At 71.6% G+C, this 14,363-nt stretch carries 13 protein-coding genes; 12 read left to right on the forward strand and 1 reads right to left on the reverse strand.

Annotated elements, in window-relative coordinates; all coding sequences use genetic code 11:
• The first annotated feature begins 150 nt into the window (after positions 1 to 150).
• From ACGFSA_RS16770 to ACGFSA_RS16805, 8 genes are all read left to right on the forward strand, one after another.
• On the forward strand, positions 151 to 1,260 hold the full coding sequence (locus ACGFSA_RS16770) for a quinone-dependent dihydroorotate dehydrogenase (protein ID WP_393304808.1): 1,110 nt from the start codon (positions 151 to 153) through the stop codon (positions 1,258 to 1,260).
• A complete protein-coding gene (gene pyrF, locus ACGFSA_RS16775) occupies positions 1,257 to 2,096 on the forward strand; it encodes an orotidine-5'-phosphate decarboxylase (protein ID WP_393304810.1) in 840 nt (279 codons plus the stop codon). The genes ACGFSA_RS16770 and pyrF overlap by 4 nt, the downstream gene beginning before the upstream one ends.
• Positions 2,097 to 2,340: 244 nt before the next feature.
• Complete coding sequence (locus ACGFSA_RS16780) at positions 2,341 to 2,664, forward strand: integration host factor (protein ID WP_014157387.1); 324 nt, start codon at positions 2,341 to 2,343, stop codon at positions 2,662 to 2,664.
• Positions 2,665 to 2,702: 38 nt separating this feature from the next.
• A complete protein-coding gene (gene gmk, locus ACGFSA_RS16785) occupies positions 2,703 to 3,320 on the forward strand; it encodes a guanylate kinase (protein WP_393304813.1) in 618 nt (205 codons plus the stop codon).
• An 83-nt stretch (positions 3,321 to 3,403) separates the two neighbouring features.
• Positions 3,404 to 3,676, forward strand: coding sequence for a DNA-directed RNA polymerase subunit omega (gene rpoZ, locus ACGFSA_RS16790; protein WP_037695306.1), 273 nt, complete (start codon positions 3,404 to 3,406; stop codon positions 3,674 to 3,676).
• Positions 3,677 to 3,823: 147 nt separating this feature from the next.
• A complete protein-coding gene (gene coaBC, locus ACGFSA_RS16795; protein ID WP_393304816.1) occupies positions 3,824 to 5,035 on the forward strand; it encodes a bifunctional phosphopantothenoylcysteine decarboxylase/phosphopantothenate--cysteine ligase CoaBC in 1,212 nt (403 codons plus the stop codon).
• A gap of 232 nt (positions 5,036 to 5,267) precedes the next feature.
• Positions 5,268 to 6,491 (forward strand): methionine adenosyltransferase, encoded by a 1,224-nt coding sequence (metK, locus tag ACGFSA_RS16800; protein ID WP_393304818.1) that lies wholly within the window; start codon positions 5,268 to 5,270, stop codon positions 6,489 to 6,491.
• 136 nt (positions 6,492 to 6,627) lie between these two features.
• Positions 6,628 to 8,772, forward strand: a complete 2,145-nt coding sequence (locus ACGFSA_RS16805) for a primosomal protein N' (RefSeq protein WP_393304820.1) — start codon at positions 6,628 to 6,630, stop codon at positions 8,770 to 8,772.
• Between the two features lie 83 nt (positions 8,773 to 8,855).
• Here the strand turns inward: ACGFSA_RS16805 and ACGFSA_RS16810 are convergent, their stop codons facing one another.
• Complete coding sequence (locus ACGFSA_RS16810) at positions 8,856 to 9,404, reverse strand: hypothetical protein (RefSeq protein ID WP_393304822.1); 549 nt, start codon at positions 9,402 to 9,404, stop codon at positions 8,856 to 8,858.
• A gap of 336 nt (positions 9,405 to 9,740) precedes the next feature.
• Here ACGFSA_RS16810 and fmt point away from each other — a divergent pair, with 336 nt between their 5' ends.
• The 4 genes from fmt to ACGFSA_RS16830 all read left to right on the forward strand — a co-directional run bounded on the left by fmt (position 9,741) and on the right by ACGFSA_RS16830 (position 14,216).
• Complete coding sequence (fmt, locus tag ACGFSA_RS16815) at positions 9,741 to 10,673, forward strand: methionyl-tRNA formyltransferase (protein ID WP_366694423.1); 933 nt, start codon at positions 9,741 to 9,743, stop codon at positions 10,671 to 10,673.
• Positions 10,674 to 10,782: 109 nt separating this feature from the next.
• On the forward strand, positions 10,783 to 12,216 hold the full coding sequence (locus ACGFSA_RS16820) for an RsmB/NOP family class I SAM-dependent RNA methyltransferase (protein ID WP_393304825.1): 1,434 nt from the start codon (positions 10,783 to 10,785) through the stop codon (positions 12,214 to 12,216).
• 123 nt (positions 12,217 to 12,339) lie between these two features.
• Complete coding sequence (gene rpe, locus ACGFSA_RS16825; protein ID WP_393304827.1) at positions 12,340 to 13,023, forward strand: ribulose-phosphate 3-epimerase; 684 nt, start codon at positions 12,340 to 12,342, stop codon at positions 13,021 to 13,023.
• Between the two features lie 176 nt (positions 13,024 to 13,199).
• Positions 13,200 to 14,216: a sugar-binding transcriptional regulator gene (locus tag ACGFSA_RS16830; protein ID WP_393304941.1), complete on the forward strand. Its 1,017-nt coding sequence runs from the start codon at positions 13,200 to 13,202 to the stop codon at positions 14,214 to 14,216.
• Positions 14,217 to 14,363 lie beyond the last annotated feature (147 nt).

Here is a 14,363-nt window from a genome sequence, read left to right on the forward strand (position 1 = left end):
AGCAGGGGAGACCCCATCCAAGGACTTCCGGCCGCCTTGCGATCGCACGCACTGGACGACGCTCCTCATGGGGCAAATATTGCCGGTCACGGCACTAGCCCAGCAGGGGGACACCGGAAACGGTGTCCCCCTCTCTGTGAGGACACTCCCATGTACAAGTTCTTCTTCCGGCTGGTCTTCAAGCGGATGGACCCGGAGCAGGCCCACTACCTGGCCTTCCGGTGGATCCGCCTCGCGGCCCGCATCCCCGTCCTGCGCACCTTCGTCGCCGCGGCGCTCGCCCCCCGCTACAAGGAGCTGCGCACCGAGGCCCTCGGTCTGCGCATGCACGGCCCATTCGGCCTCGCCGCGGGCTTCGACAAGAACGCCGTCGCGATCGACGGCATGTCGATGCTCGGCTTCGACCACATCGAGATCGGCACGGTCACCGGCGAGCCGCAGCCCGGCAACCCCAGGAAGCGCCTCTTCCGCCTCCTGGCGGACCGCGCGCTGATCAACCGCATGGGGTTCAACAACGAGGGCTCCGCGGCCGTGGCCGAGCGCCTGGCCGCCCGTAACCCCGTCTTCCGGACGACGGTCGGCATCAACATCGGCAAGACCAAGGTCGTGCCGGAGGCCGGGGCCGTCGGCGACTACGTGAAGTCCGCCGAGCGGCTCGCCCGCCACGCCGACTACCTCGTCGTCAACGTCTCCTCGCCCAACACGCCCGGTCTGCGCAACCTCCAGGCCACCGAGGCGCTGCGCCCGCTGCTCACCGCCGTGCGCGAGGCGGCCGACCGGACCGTCACCGAGCGCCGGGTCCCGCTCCTCGTCAAGATCGCCCCCGACCTCGCCGACGAGGACGTCGACGCGGTCGCCGACCTCGCGGTCGAGCTCGGCCTGGACGGCATCATCGCCACCAACACCACCATCGCCCGCGACGGCCTCGGGCTGAAGTCCTCACCGTCGCTCGTCGAGGAGACCGGCGGACTCTCCGGCGCGCCCCTCAAGGCGCGCTCCCTGGAGGTCCTGCGGCGCCTCTACACGCGGGTCGGCGACGAGATCACCCTGGTGGGCGTCGGCGGCATCGAGACCGCCGAGGACGCCTGGCAGCGCATCCTCGCCGGCGCCACCCTCGTCCAGGGCTACAGCGCCTTCATCTACGAGGGTCCGTTCTACGCCCGCGCGATCCACAAGGGCCTGGCCGCACGCCTCGCCGCCTCCCCGTACGCCACCCTCGCCGAGGCCGTCGGCGCCGAGACCCGGAAGGCCACGAAGTGACTCTTGAACCCTTCGGCGCACGACTGCGCCGAGCCATGGACATCCGCGGGCCGCTCTGCGTCGGCATCGACCCGCACGCCTCGCTGCTCACCTCCTGGGGTCTGAACGACGACATCGCGGGCCTGGAGCGCTTCACCCGCACCGTCGTCGAGGCGCTGGCCGACCGGGTGGCCGTCCTCAAGCCGCAGTCCGCGTTCTTCGAGCGGTTCGGCTCGCGCGGCATCGCCGTCCTGGAGAAGGGCGTCGAGGAGGCGCGGGCGGCCGGCGCGCTCGTCCTGATGGACGCCAAGCGCGGCGACATCGGCTCCACCATGGGCGCCTACGCGGCGACCTACCTGGACAAGGACTCACCGCTGTTCTCCGACGCGCTCACCGTCTCGCCGTACCTCGGCTTCGGCTCGCTGCGCCCGGCGCTCGACGCGGCCGTCCTCTCCGGTGCGGGCGTCTTCGTCCTCGGACTCACCTCCAACCCCGAGGGCGCCGAGGTACAGCGCGCCACCGCCGCGGACGGCCGGTCGCTGGCCCAGGTGATGCTCGACCACGTGGCCGCCGAGAACGAGGGCGCCGAGCCGCTCGGCTCGGTCGGCGTCGTGATCGGCGCCACGCTCGGCGACGCGGGCGTGGATCTTGCGGTCAACGGACCGCTGCTGGCCCCCGGGATCGGCGCCCAGGGTGCCACCCCCGCCGATCTGCCGGGTGTCTTCGGTGCCGCGGTGGGCAACGTGCTGCCGAGTGTGAGCCGGGGCGTGCTGCGCCACGGACCGGACGCGTCGGGGCTGCGCGAAGCCGCCGAACGGCTCACGGACGAGGTCCGTGCAGCCGTTCAGGAAAGCTGACCATGCCATGTAACAGCGTGTTGACGGAATCATGACCTGAAAACTCGGTTGTTATGTCTGAAATATCCTAGTCGGCTGAGGCTGACCAGGACTTTTCGTCCGTTCTCGCTGACTCCGGCGGCCTTGGCCGCTAGTCTCCGTCGAGAGCCAACGTGCACAGGTTGTTCGTTGCTCACCAGGTGTGGGGCGACTAGGTTCCTCACTGGTCCGTATCCGACAGATCGACATCCGAGGTGACGTAGGCGTGGCTCTTCCGCCCCTTACCCCTGAACAGCGCGCAGCCGCGCTCGAAAAGGCCGCCGCGGCTCGCCGGGAGCGGGCCGAGGTCAAGAATCGACTCAAGCACTCCGGCGCCTCGCTCCACGAGGTCATCAAGCAGGGCCAGGAGAACGACGTCATCGGCAAGATGAAGGTCTCCGCCCTTCTGGAGTCCCTGCCCGGCGTGGGCAAGGTCCGCGCCAAGCAGATCATGGAGCGGCTCGGGATCTCCGAGAGCCGCCGTGTGCGGGGTCTCGGCTCCAACCAGATCGCTTCCTTGGAGCGAGAGTTCGGCGGCTCCGCCGCCTGACGTTCTCAGGCACCCCTGAGAACGGGGATAATCGCTCCATGGCTGCAACATCCCGGGGGACGTCCCCCGTACCCCCGGACGTACGTCCGCGGCTGACCGTGCTCTCCGGCCCCTCCGGTGTCGGCAAGAGCACGGTCGTCGCTCATATGCGCAAGGCGCACCCCGACGTCTGGCTCTCGGTGTCGGCGACGACCCGCAAGCCGCGCCCAGGAGAGCGCAACGGTGTCCACTACTTCTTCGTGGACAACGACGAGTTCGACAAGCTGATCGCCAACGGCGAACTGCTGGAGTGGGCCGAATTCGCCGGCAACCGGTACGGCACACCGCGCCGCGCCGTGCTCGAACGCCTCGACGCGGGCGAGCCGGTCCTCCTGGAGATCGATCTCCAGGGTGCCCGGCTGGTCCGCCAGTCGATGTCCGACGCGCGGCTGGTCTTCCTCGCCCCGCCGAGCTGGGACGAGCTGGTGCGACGGCTCACCGGCCGCGGGACCGAGGCGCCCGAGGTGATCGAGCGTCGGCTTGCCGCCGCGAAGGTCGAGCTCGCCGCCGAATCCGAGTTCGATACGACGCTGGTCAACACCTCCGTCGAGGACGTATCGCGTGAGCTGCTAGCCTTGATGCTTCAGGCTTCCGCCCGCCGTGACAGCAGCGCCTGAATCAGCCCAACCGGAGAACCACCCCGGCGGAATCCGCAACATCAAAGATTTCTTTGATCTTTACCCCCTTCGGAAGGCAGAGAGTGTCCTCTTCCATCACCACGCCCGAGGGCATCATCAACCCGCCGATTGATGAGCTCCTCGAGGCCACCGACTCGAAGTACAGCCTTGTGATCTACGCCGCCAAGCGCGCGCGTCAGATCAACGCGTACTACTCGCAGCTCGGCGAGGGCCTCCTCGAGTACGTCGGTCCGCTCGTCGACACCCACGTGCACGAGAAGCCGCTCTCGATCTCGCTCCGCGAGATCAACGCGGGCCTGCTGACCTCCGAGGCCATCGAGGGCCCCGCTCAGTAAGCAGGAACAAAGCACCGTCACCACAGGCCCGGCGGCCACCATCGCCGGGCCTGTGGTGTGTCCGGGGGCGTGGGGGCGCCTTCGGTGCCGTGAGGCAGCATGGGGGTTGTACGTGTCCGAGTACGTACCCGAGTGCGGGGAGACGCAGTGGAGAAGCCGAAGGTCGTTCTGGGGGTCAGCGGGGGCATCGCCGCCTACAAGGCGTGCGAGCTGCTGCGACGGCTGACCGAGTCCGGTCATGACGTACGGGTCGTCCCGACCGGATCCGCGCTCCAGTTCGTGGGCGCCGCCACCTGGTCGGCGCTCTCCGGCCACCCGGTGTCGACCGAGGTGTGGAACGACGTCCACGAGGTGCCGCACGTCCGCATCGGGCAGGGCGCCGACCTCGTCGTGGTCGCCCCCGCCACCGCCGACATGCTCGCCAAGGCCGCCCACGGTCTCGCCGACGACCTGCTCACCAACACGCTCCTCACCGCTCGCTGTCCGGTGGTCTTCGCGCCCGCCATGCACACCGAGATGTGGGAGCACCCCGCCACCCAGGAGAACGTCGCCACGCTGCGCCGGCGTGGAGCCGTCGTCATCGAGCCCGCCGTCGGCCGGCTCACCGGCGTCGACACCGGCAAGGGCCGGCTGCCCGATCCCGGTGAGATCTTCGAGGTCTGCCGCCGGGTGCTGGCCCGCGGGCCCGTCGCGCCGGACCTGGTGGGCCGCCATGTGGTGATCAGCGCGGGCGGTACGCGGGAGCCGCTCGACCCGGTCCGCTACCTCGGCAACCGCTCCTCCGGGAAGCAGGGGTACGCGCTGGCCCGTACCGCGGTCGCCCGCGGGGCCAGGGTCACGCTCATCGAGGCCAACACCGGGCTGCCCGATCCGTCGGGCGCCGACGTCGTACGGGTCGGCACCGCGGTGCAGCTGCGAGAAGCGGTGCTGAAGGCCGCGTCCGACGCCGATGTCGTGGTGATGGCGGCCGCGGTCGCCGATTTCCGCCCGGCCGAGTACGCCGAGGGGAAGATCAAGAAGAAGGACGGCCAGGAGCCCGCGCCGATCGTGCTCGTCCGCAATCCGGACATCCTCGCCGAGGTCTCCGCCGAGCGGGCAACGCCGGACCAGATCGTCGTCGGGTTCGCCGCCGAGACCGACAACGTGCTCGCCAACGGCCGCGAGAAGCTCCTGCGCAAGGGCTGTGACCTGCTCGTCGTCAATGAGGTGGGGGAGCGCAAGACCTTCGGCTCCGAGGAGAGCGAGGCGGTGGTCCTGGCGGTCGGCGGCGGCGAGACCCCGGTGCCGTACGGTCCCAAGGAGGGACTCGCCGACACGGTCTGGGATCTCGTGTCGGCACGCTTCTCGTCCCAGGCGTGATTAAGCTCTCGGACTGGTGAAAAACCATCCATATCCGGGCGTGAGTGGCTTCTTCGGAGGGTGATTCTCGTACCGCGGACATCAGTGCCGCAGGTCACAGAACTCCCAAAGGGCGAGACACGTGGTCCGGCAGGCGGTAGTGACCGATAAACTGGTCCCGGACCGTGCCGGGCGCAGCTCCCGGCCGTCCGCCAATGATCAGCCAGCAGCCGCTGCAACCCCAGGGAGCGATGTGTCCCGCCGTCTCTTCACCTCGGAATCCGTTACCGAGGGTCACCCCGACAAGATCGCTGACCAGATCAGCGACACCATTCTCGACGCCCTCCTGCGCGAGGACCCGACTTCGCGCGTCGCCGTCGAGACCTTGATCACCACCGGTCTGGTGCACGTCGCGGGTGAGGTCACGACCAAGGCCTACGCCGACATTCCGACTCTGGTGCGCAACAAGATCCTGGAGATCGGCTACGACTCCTCGAAGAAGGGCTTCGACGGCGCCTCCTGCGGCGTCTCGGTGTCCATCGGCGCGCAGTCGCCCGACATCGCTCAGGGCGTCGACACCGCCTACGAGAAGCGGGTCGAGGGTGCCTCCCGGAGGGACGAGGAGGACGAGCTCGACAAGCAGGGCGCGGGCGACCAGGGCCTGATGTTCGGCTACGCCTGTGACGAGACGCCCGAGCTCATGCCGCTCCCGGTCTACATCGCGCACCGGCTCTCCCGGCGGCTGTCCGAGGTCCGCAAGAACGGGACCATCCCGTACCTGCGCCCCGACGGCAAGACCCAGGTCACCATCGAGTACGACGGCGACAAGGCTGTCCGCCTCGACACCGTCGTCGTCTCCTCGCAGCACGCCAGCGACATCGACCTGGACTCGCTGCTCGCCCCCGACATCCGTGAGTTCGTCGTCGAGCACGTCCTCGCGCAGCTGATCGAGGACGGCATCAAGCTGGACACCGACGGCTACCGGCTGCTGGTCAACCCGACCGGCCGCTTCGAGATCGGCGGCCCGATGGGCGACGCCGGTCTGACCGGCCGCAAGATCATCATCGACACGTACGGCGGCATGGCCCGCCACGGAGGCGGCGCCTTCTCGGGCAAGGACCCGTCGAAGGTCGACCGCTCGGCGGCGTACGCGATGCGCTGGGTCGCCAAGAACGTCGTCGCGGCGGGCCTCGCGGCCCGTTGCGAGGTGCAGGTCGCGTACGCGATCGGCAAGGCCGAGCCGGTGGGCCTGTTCGTCGAGACGTTCGGCACCGCCGCGGTCGAGACCGAGAAGATCGAGAACGCCATCGGCGAGGTCTTCGACCTCCGCCCGGCCGCGATCATCCGCGACCTCGACCTGCTGCGTCCGATCTACGCCCAGACCGCGGCGTACGGCCACTTCGGCCGTGAGCTCCCCGACTTCACCTGGGAGCGCACGGACCGCGTGGAAGCACTGCGCAAGGCGGCCGGGCTGTAGGCCTGCCGCACTCGCTCTGTACGCCGGGGCCCGGACACCGCACGCGGTGTCCGGGCCCCGGTGCGTGCGGCCGGGCGTTCCGGCCAGGGCGTTCCGCCCGGGGCCGCTGTCAGTGGCGTCTGGTAGGAATTTGGCTGTGAGCAGGGACAACGAGCAGTCCGCGGAACCTGACGGCGGGGCGCCGGAGCAGCTTGCGCTCATCCGGGAGACCGTGCGGCAGGCGAAGGTGCCGCGGGCCAAACCGCGGACCTGGCGGGGCGCCGCGCTGGCGAAGGAGCTGCCCGTCGCCCGGGTGCTGGTCAACAAGGGCGTGCTCCACCTCGACCAGTACTTCGACTACGCCGTGCCGGAGGAACTCGACGCCGAGGCGCAGCCCGGGGTGCGGGTGCGGGTGCGGTTCGGGGCCGGGGGGCGCAATGTCCGCGCTGGGCGCCGTGAGGGCGGCGGCCTCATCGACGGGTTCCTCATCGAGCGGCGTGCCGAGTCGGACTACCCGGCGGCGCTCGCCGCGCTGGCCTACGTCGTGTCGCCCGAGCCGGTGCTCGGACCCGAGCTGCTCGCCCTGTCGCGCGCGGTGGCCGACCGGTACGCCGGCAGCCTCGCCGATGTGCTGCAGCTGGCCGTGCCGCCCAGGAACGGACGGGCCGAGTCCAAGCCCTCGCCGGAGCCGCTGCCACCGCCCCCGGCGCCGTCGCCCGGGAGCTGGGAGCGGTACGAGGAGGGGCCCGCGTTCCTGCGGTCACTGGCCGAGGGCGGTGCCCCCCGGGCGGTATGGACCGCGCTGCCCGGGCCGCACTGGCCCCAGGAGATCGCCAGGGCCGTGGCCGCCACCCTCGCCTCGGGGCGGGGCGCGCTCGTCGTCGTACCGGACGGGCGCACGGCGGGGCGCGTGGACTCCGCGCTCACCGAACTGCTCGGGGTGGGCCGCCACGCCCTGCTGACCGCCGACTCCGGACCCGAGAAGCGGTACCGGGAGTGGCTTGCCGTGCGGCGCGGATCGGTGCGTGCGGTGGTCGGGACGCGGGCCGCGATGTTCGCTCCGGTCGCGGACCTGGGCCTGGTCGCCGTCTGGGACGACGGGGACTCGAGCCACAGCGACGACAACGCCCCCTTCCCGCATGTCCGGGAGGTCCTGGAGCTGCGGGCCGCGCACGGCCGGTGCGCGTTCCTGCTCGGCGGCACGAGCTGCACCGTGGAGGCCGCCCAGCTGGTGGAGACCGGCTGGGCGCTGCCGCTGCGCGCGGACCGGGAGCAGTTGCGGATCGCGGCGCCGTTGGTGCGTACCGTCGGCGACGGCGAGCTGGCCCGGGACGGGGCGGCCAGGGCGGCGCGACTGCCCAGTCTCGCCTGGCAGACCGTACGGGACGGGCTGCGCCGCGGACCGGTGCTGGTCCAGGTGCCGCGTCGCGGATACGCGCCGCGGCTGGCCTGCGAGCGCTGCCGTGAACCTGCCCGGTGCCGCCACTGCGCCGGGCCGCTGGAGGCGCCGGACCAGCGGGATCTCAACTGTGCGTGGTGCGGGCGGGCCGAGGCCGCCTGGCACTGCGTGGCCTGCGGCTCCCAGCGGCTGCGGGCCCAGATCGTCGGCGCCCGCCGGACGGCCGAGGAGCTCGGCCGGGCCTTCCCCGCCGTGCCGGTGCGGACGTCCGGCCGCGACCACATCCTGGACTCCGTGCCGGCCGCGCCCGCGCTGGTCGTGAGCACCCCGGGCGCCGAACCCGTCGCCGAGGGCGGTTATGCGGCCGCGCTGCTGCTGGACGGCTGGGCGATGGTCGGCCGCCCCGATCTGCGGGCCGGCGAGGAGGCGCTGCGCCGCTGGACCGCCGCGGCCTCGCTGGTACAGGGCCAGCCGGAGGGCGGCACGGTGGTGATCGTCGCCGAACCGACCCTGCGGCCGGTCCAGGCGCTGGTGCGCTGGGACCCGGTCGGCCATGCCCGCCGCGAGCTGGCGGAACGCGCCGAGCTGGGTTTCCCGCCGGTGTCCCGGATGGCGTCGGTGACCGGCCTGCCGGAGGCGCTCGCGGCGTTCCTTGCCGCCGCCGAACTGCCGCCGGAGGCGGAGGTGCTCGGCCCGGTCCCGGTTCCGGGTACCGAACCCGGCAGGCCCAGAAGACCGTGGGACGCGCCGCTGGGGGAGAGCTGGGAGCGGGCGCTGCTCAGGGTTCCGCCGGGCAGCGGCGCCGCGCTGGCTGCCGCGCTGAAGACGGCACAGGCCGCGCGGACGGCCCGGGGCAGCGGTGATCCGGTCCGGATCAGGATCGATCCCCCGGACATCGGCTGACCCGGCCCGCCGGCGCCCGGTGGACGGTGCACATACGATTGCCCCGCCGTGCGCCAGGCACCGTGGGGCAGAGGGGGACTCGGTCAGCCGTTGCGCGGGCCGGGGAAGACGCCGGGGCGCAGTTCCTCGCGCAGGGGAGGCCGGTCCGCGGAGGGCTGCGGGGGCATGGAGCGGGCGGCGGGTACGGCGGGCAGCACCGGAGCCGTGCCGGACCCGGGCGTCACGGGCAGCGGACACGGCACGGCGGTCTCGGCCGGCACCTCGGTGGTTCCCGGCTGCGGGGTGTTCCGGCGGGCGCCGTAGCGCCGGTGGACCGCCTGCTTGGTGACCCCGAGCGCGGAGCCCACCGCATCCCAGGAGAAGCCCAGCGAGCGGTCGAAGTCCACTGCCGCCGTCACCAGGGTCTCGACGCTGTCGCGCAGTTCCTGGGCCAGCCTGACGGTGGGGGCCGGGGCCCTGCCGTAGACGACGAAGCCCGTGGACGGGCCGGAGCGGCGCGGACGGTAGACGTTGCCCAGTTGGGCCGTGAGCGTGCGCAGTGCGTCCACCTGCCGCCGGACCCGCTCGATGTCCCGCACCAACAGATGCAGGCTGGCCCGCGCTTGGGCGTCGTGGGTTGCGTGGTCGGCCATGAAGAAGCCTCTCGAACCGGCGTTGAAAGGGGCCGGGCCGCACGGTGGCGGCCCGCTTCGGTCAATCTCTCTTGACCAACGCGTGACCCGGTGATGTGGTCACGCTCCAGGGGCGTATGCGTCGAAACGCGGGGCGCACGGCCGTGCGTACGCCCCCGGCGGGGCGGTGTTCCCGCACCGGCGTAGTACGCTCTGGCTCTGCCCCTGGGCAGCGGTCAGGGCTTGGCCGTCACGAGGCTCTGGTGAGCCAAGTGAGAAGCCGCCCCGTTCGTGGGGCGGAGGAGTCACAGACTGGTGCGCTGCTCAACTTCCCGTACCAGCTTGAGAGGCCATCGGATGAAGCTCGTCTTCGCAGGCACCCCCGAGGTTGCCGTACCCGCCTTGGACGCCTTGATCGCCTCCGGCCGCCACGAGGTGGCCGCTGTCGTCACCCGCCCCGACGCACCTTCGGGGCGGGGGCGCCGCTTGGTCGCCAGCCCCGTCGCCGAGCGCGCCGAGGAGGCCGGGATCGAGGTGCTCAAGCCCGCCCGCCCGCGCGACGAGGACTTCCTCGCACGGCTGCGGGAGATCGCCCCGGACTGCTGTCCGGTCGTCGCGTACGGGGCGCTGCTGCCCAAGATCGCCCTCGACGTACCCGCCCGTGGCTGGGTCAACCTCCACTTCTCGCTGCTGCCCGCCTGGCGCGGCGCGGCCCCCGTCCAGCACGCGGTGATGGCCGGCGACGAGGTCACCGGCGCCTCGACCTTCCTGATCGAGGAGGGGCTCGACTCGGGCCCGGTGTACGGCGTCCTCACCGAGGAGGTGCGGCCCACGGACACCAGCGGTGATCTGCTGACCCGGCTCGCCTTCGCCGGTGCCGGGCTGCTCGCCGCGACCATGGACGGCATCGAGGACGGCACGCTGCACGCCGTGCCGCAGCCCGTGGACGGCGTCACCCTCGCACCGAAGATCACCGTCGAGGACGCCCAGGTGCAGTGGTCCGCACCGGCACTGAGGGTCGACCGGGTGGTGCGTGGCTGCACCCCCGCCCCCGGGGCATGGACGCTCTTCCGCGGGGAACGCCTCAAGCTGATCCAGGCCGTGCCGGTCCTGGACCGCGCCGATCTGGCGCCCGGTGAGCTGTCCGCGTCCAAGAACCATGTGTACGTCGGCACCGGATCGCACGCCGTCGAGCTGCTCTGGGTCCAGCCGCAGGGCAAGAAGCCGATGCGGGCCGCGGACTGGGCGCGCGGGGTGCGGATCGTCCCGGGGGAGCTGGTGGGGATCTAGCGCCGCTTCCCTGAGCAAGGCGTCCTGGCAGCTCACTCAGCCACTGTCCCGGTACGGAGGGATTACGCTGGGAGGATTCGCCCCTCACCATCAGCGGAGCACCTTTCACGTGAACGACCAGCAGCGTCGCCGTCCCGCCAAGCCGCATCGCCGGCCCCAGAAGGACCCGGTCCGGTTCCTCGCCTTCGAGGCGCTCAGGGCCGTCGACGAACGCGACGCGTACGCCAACCTCGTCCTGCCCCCGCTGCTGAAGAAGGCACGCGCCAAGGGCGACTTCGACGCCAGGGACGCGGCGCTGGCGACCGAACTGGTCTACGGGACGCTGCGCCGCCAGGGCACGTACGACGCGATCGTCGCGGCCTGCATCGACCGGCCGCTGCGGGAGGTCGACCCGCCGGTTCTCGACGTGCTCAACATGGGCGTGCACCAGCTGCTCGGCACCCGTATCCCCACCCACGCCGCGGTATCCGCCAGCGTGGAGCTGGCCCGGGTGGTACTCGGCGAGGGGCGCGCCAAGTTCGTCAACGCCGTGCTGCGGAAGGTCGCCGCGGACGACCTCGACGGCTGGGTGGCGCGCGTCGCGCCGTCGTACGACGAGGACGCCGAGGACCACCTGGCGGTCGTGCACTCGCATCCGCGCTGGATCGTCTCCGCGCTCTGGGACGCGCTGGGCGGCGGCCGCGCCGGGATCGAGGACCTCCTCGAAGCCGACAACGAGCGGCCCGAGGTCACCCTCGTCGCCCGCCCCGGCCGCTCCACCACCGAGGAGCTGCTCACGGCCCTCGGTGACGAGAACGGCCTCCCCGGCCGCTGGTCGCCTTATGCCGTGCGGATGGCGGAGGGCGGCGAGCCCGGCGCCCTGGGCGCCGTGCAGGAGGGCCGCGCCGGGGTCCAGGACGAGGGCAGCCAGCTGGTGGCCGCCGCTCTCGCCAACGCGCCGGTGGAGGGCAGCGACAGCCGCTGGCTCGACGGATGCGCCGGACCGGGTGGCAAGGCCGCGCTGCTCGCTGCCCTCGCCGCCGAACGCGGAGCCGCGCTGCTGGCCGCCGAGAAGCAGCCGCACCGGGCCCGTCTCGTGGAGCGGGCACTGGCCGGCAACCCCGGTCCGTACCAGGTGATCACCGCCGACGGCACCCGCCCGCCGTGGCAGCCCGGCGTCTTCGACCGGGTCCTGATGGACGTACCGTGCTCCGGCCTCGGCGCGCTGCGCCGCCGCCCGGAGTCCCGCTGGCGCCGCCGCGCCGAGGACCTGGAGAACTTCGCGCCGCTGCAACGCGGTCTGCTGCGTGAGGCGTTGAAGGCCGTGCGGGTCGGCGGCATCGTCGGTTACGCGACCTGCTCGCCGCATCTCGCGGAGACCCGGGTGGTGGTCGAGGACGTACTCAAGGGGCGCGGCGGTGAGCCGGTCGAGGCGGAGTGGGTGGACGCGCGTCCGCTGATGCCGGGTGTGCCCGCGCTGGGCGACGGACCCGACGTCCAGCTGTGGCCGCATCTGCACGGCACGGACGCGATGTACCTCGCGCTGTTGCGTCGTACGGCCTGACGGCTACCTTCCGGGCCCTCGGCCCGGGCCGAATCGCCGGGATTGTGCGAACTGTAATGATCCCGTGAGGCTTTGGGGCGTACCGAGGCAGGGAAGTGCCGCGGAACGTGGCACGCTTGGCACATGGCCCAGATCAACCCGAGCATCCTGTCCGCCGACTTCGCCCGTCTCGCCGAGGAGGCGACAGCTGTCGAAGGCGCCGACTGGCTCCACGTCGATGTGATGGACAACCACTTCGTGCCCAATCTGACCCTCGGCGTGCCGATCGTGGAATCGCTCAGCCGGGCCACGGAGACGCCGCTGGACTGCCATCTGATGATCGAGGACCCGGACCGCTGGGCGCCGCAGTACGTCGAGGCGGGTGCCGGTTCCGTCACCTTCCACGTGGAGGCCGCGGCAGCGCCCGTACGGCTGGCGCGGGAGATCCGGGCCAAGGGCGCCCGCGCCTCGATGGCGCTCAGGCCGGCGACGCCCATCGAGCCGTACGAGGACCTGCTTCCCGAGCTCGACATGCTGCTGATCATGACGGTGGAGCCGGGCTTCGGCGGCCAGGCCTTCCTCGACATCATGCTGCCGAAGATCCGCCGCACCCGTGAGCTGATCTCCAAGCACGGTCTGGAGCTGTGGCTGCAGGTCGACGGTGGCGTCTCGGAATCCACCATCGAGCGGTGCGCCGAGGCCGGTGCGGACGTCTTCGTCGCCGGCTCGGCGGTGTACGGGGCCAATGACCCGGCCGAGGCGGTACGCGCCCTGCGTACCAAGGCGGACGGGACGATCGCTTCGGCGGCCTGGGCGTGCAACCACTGAAGCCGACGGGGACGTCGGCAGTGACGGCGGCACCGACTCCGGCCCCCGATTGCCGGTCGGCTCGGCCACGTGCAGATGAACGCGGTCCGACGGGACCGATCAAGGATTGCCGTATCTGACAGGATGAACGGCGTATCGAGCGTGTGAACAGCAGTGAGGAGATCGCGGTGTCTGCAATGTCGGCGGGCAGGTCCGCCCTGCGGATGGGGCCCGCGGAGCTGGTGCAGGCGGCGGCCATGGCCCGTCGCTTCTACCTTGAGGGGAAGTCGAAGATCCAGATCGCCGAGGAGTTCGGCGTCAGCCGCTTCAAGGTGGCCCGGGTCCTGGAGACGGCCCTTGAGCGTGACCTCGTACGGATCGAGATCCGGGTCCCCGCAGAACTGGACGCGGAGCGCTCCGACGCGCTGCGGGCCCGCTACGGGCTGCGGCACGCGGTCGTCGTCGAATCGCCGGCAGAGGAGGAGGACGACGCCCCGGACCCGGAGAATCTGGGTGAGGTCGCGGCCGACCTTCTGGGCGAACTGGTGAACGAGGGCGATGTGCTGGGCCTGGCCTGGGGCCGGTCCACCATTCACATGGCGGCGGCCCTCGACCGGCTGCCGCCGTGCACGGTCGTCCAGCTGACCGGGGTGTACGACGCGGGAACGGCCGAGCGCGGCTCGGTCGAGGCGGTCCGCAGGGCCGCCCAGGTGTCCGGCGGCGAGGCCCACCCGATCTATGCGCCGATGCTGCTGCCCGACCCGGCCACGGCCGCCGCGCTGCGTCACCAGACCGGCATCGCCCGTGCCTTCGAATACTTCGACAAGGTGACGGTCGCCGCGGTCTCCATCGGCTCGTGGGAGCCGGGTATCTCCACCGTCCACGACATGCTCACGGACGAGGAGCGGGCACACTACGCGTCGCTGGGCGTCGCTGCCGAGATGTCCGCCCACCTCTTCGACACGCAGGGGCGTCGGGTCGGCCGTGACCTGGGGGAGCGGTGCATCACGGTCGAGGCGGACCGGCTGCGCCGGATCCCCGAGGTGGTGGCGATCGCGGGCGGCCAGCGCAAGGCGGCGGCGATCGGGGCGGTCCTGCGGTCCGGTCTGGTCACCAGCCTGGTGACGGACACGGCCGCTGCCGACTATCTGCTGACGGAGTCGGCGGCGCCGCAGCGGCCCGCGCTGGAGCGCGCCGACCCGGACGGCGATTAGGGCCTCTCGTTCGGATCAGCTGGGCTTGCGGGGTCCGGCACGCACCTCTGCGGCGTTGTCGCGAGGACGAAATGTTCAGGGGGAAAGCCGGGTGCGGCACGCGCACCCGGCTTTCTCCGTACTGTCCTGCTCTTTTCTGTGTGATCC

Source organism: Streptomyces sp. NPDC048496 (assembly GCF_043200055.1).
Classification (GTDB): Bacteria; Actinomycetota; Actinomycetes; order Streptomycetales; family Streptomycetaceae; genus Streptomyces.

Coding starts and splice junctions, on each gene's coding strand:
- ACGFSA_RS16770 (WP_393304808.1), top strand. CDS start 151: ATGTACAAGTTCTTCTTCCGGCTGGTCTTCAAGCGGATGGACCCGGAG.
- gmk (WP_393304813.1), top strand. CDS start 2,703: ATGGCTGCAACATCCCGGGGGACGTCCCCCGTACCCCCGGACGTACGT.
- ACGFSA_RS16810 (WP_393304822.1), bottom strand. CDS start 9,404: ATGGCCGACCACGCAACCCACGACGCCCAAGCGCGGGCCAGCCTGCAT.
- fmt (WP_366694423.1), top strand. CDS start 9,741: ATGAAGCTCGTCTTCGCAGGCACCCCCGAGGTTGCCGTACCCGCCTTG.
- rpe (WP_393304827.1), top strand. CDS start 12,340: ATGGCCCAGATCAACCCGAGCATCCTGTCCGCCGACTTCGCCCGTCTC.
- ACGFSA_RS16830 (WP_393304941.1), top strand. CDS start 13,200: ATGTCGGCGGGCAGGTCCGCCCTGCGGATGGGGCCCGCGGAGCTGGTG.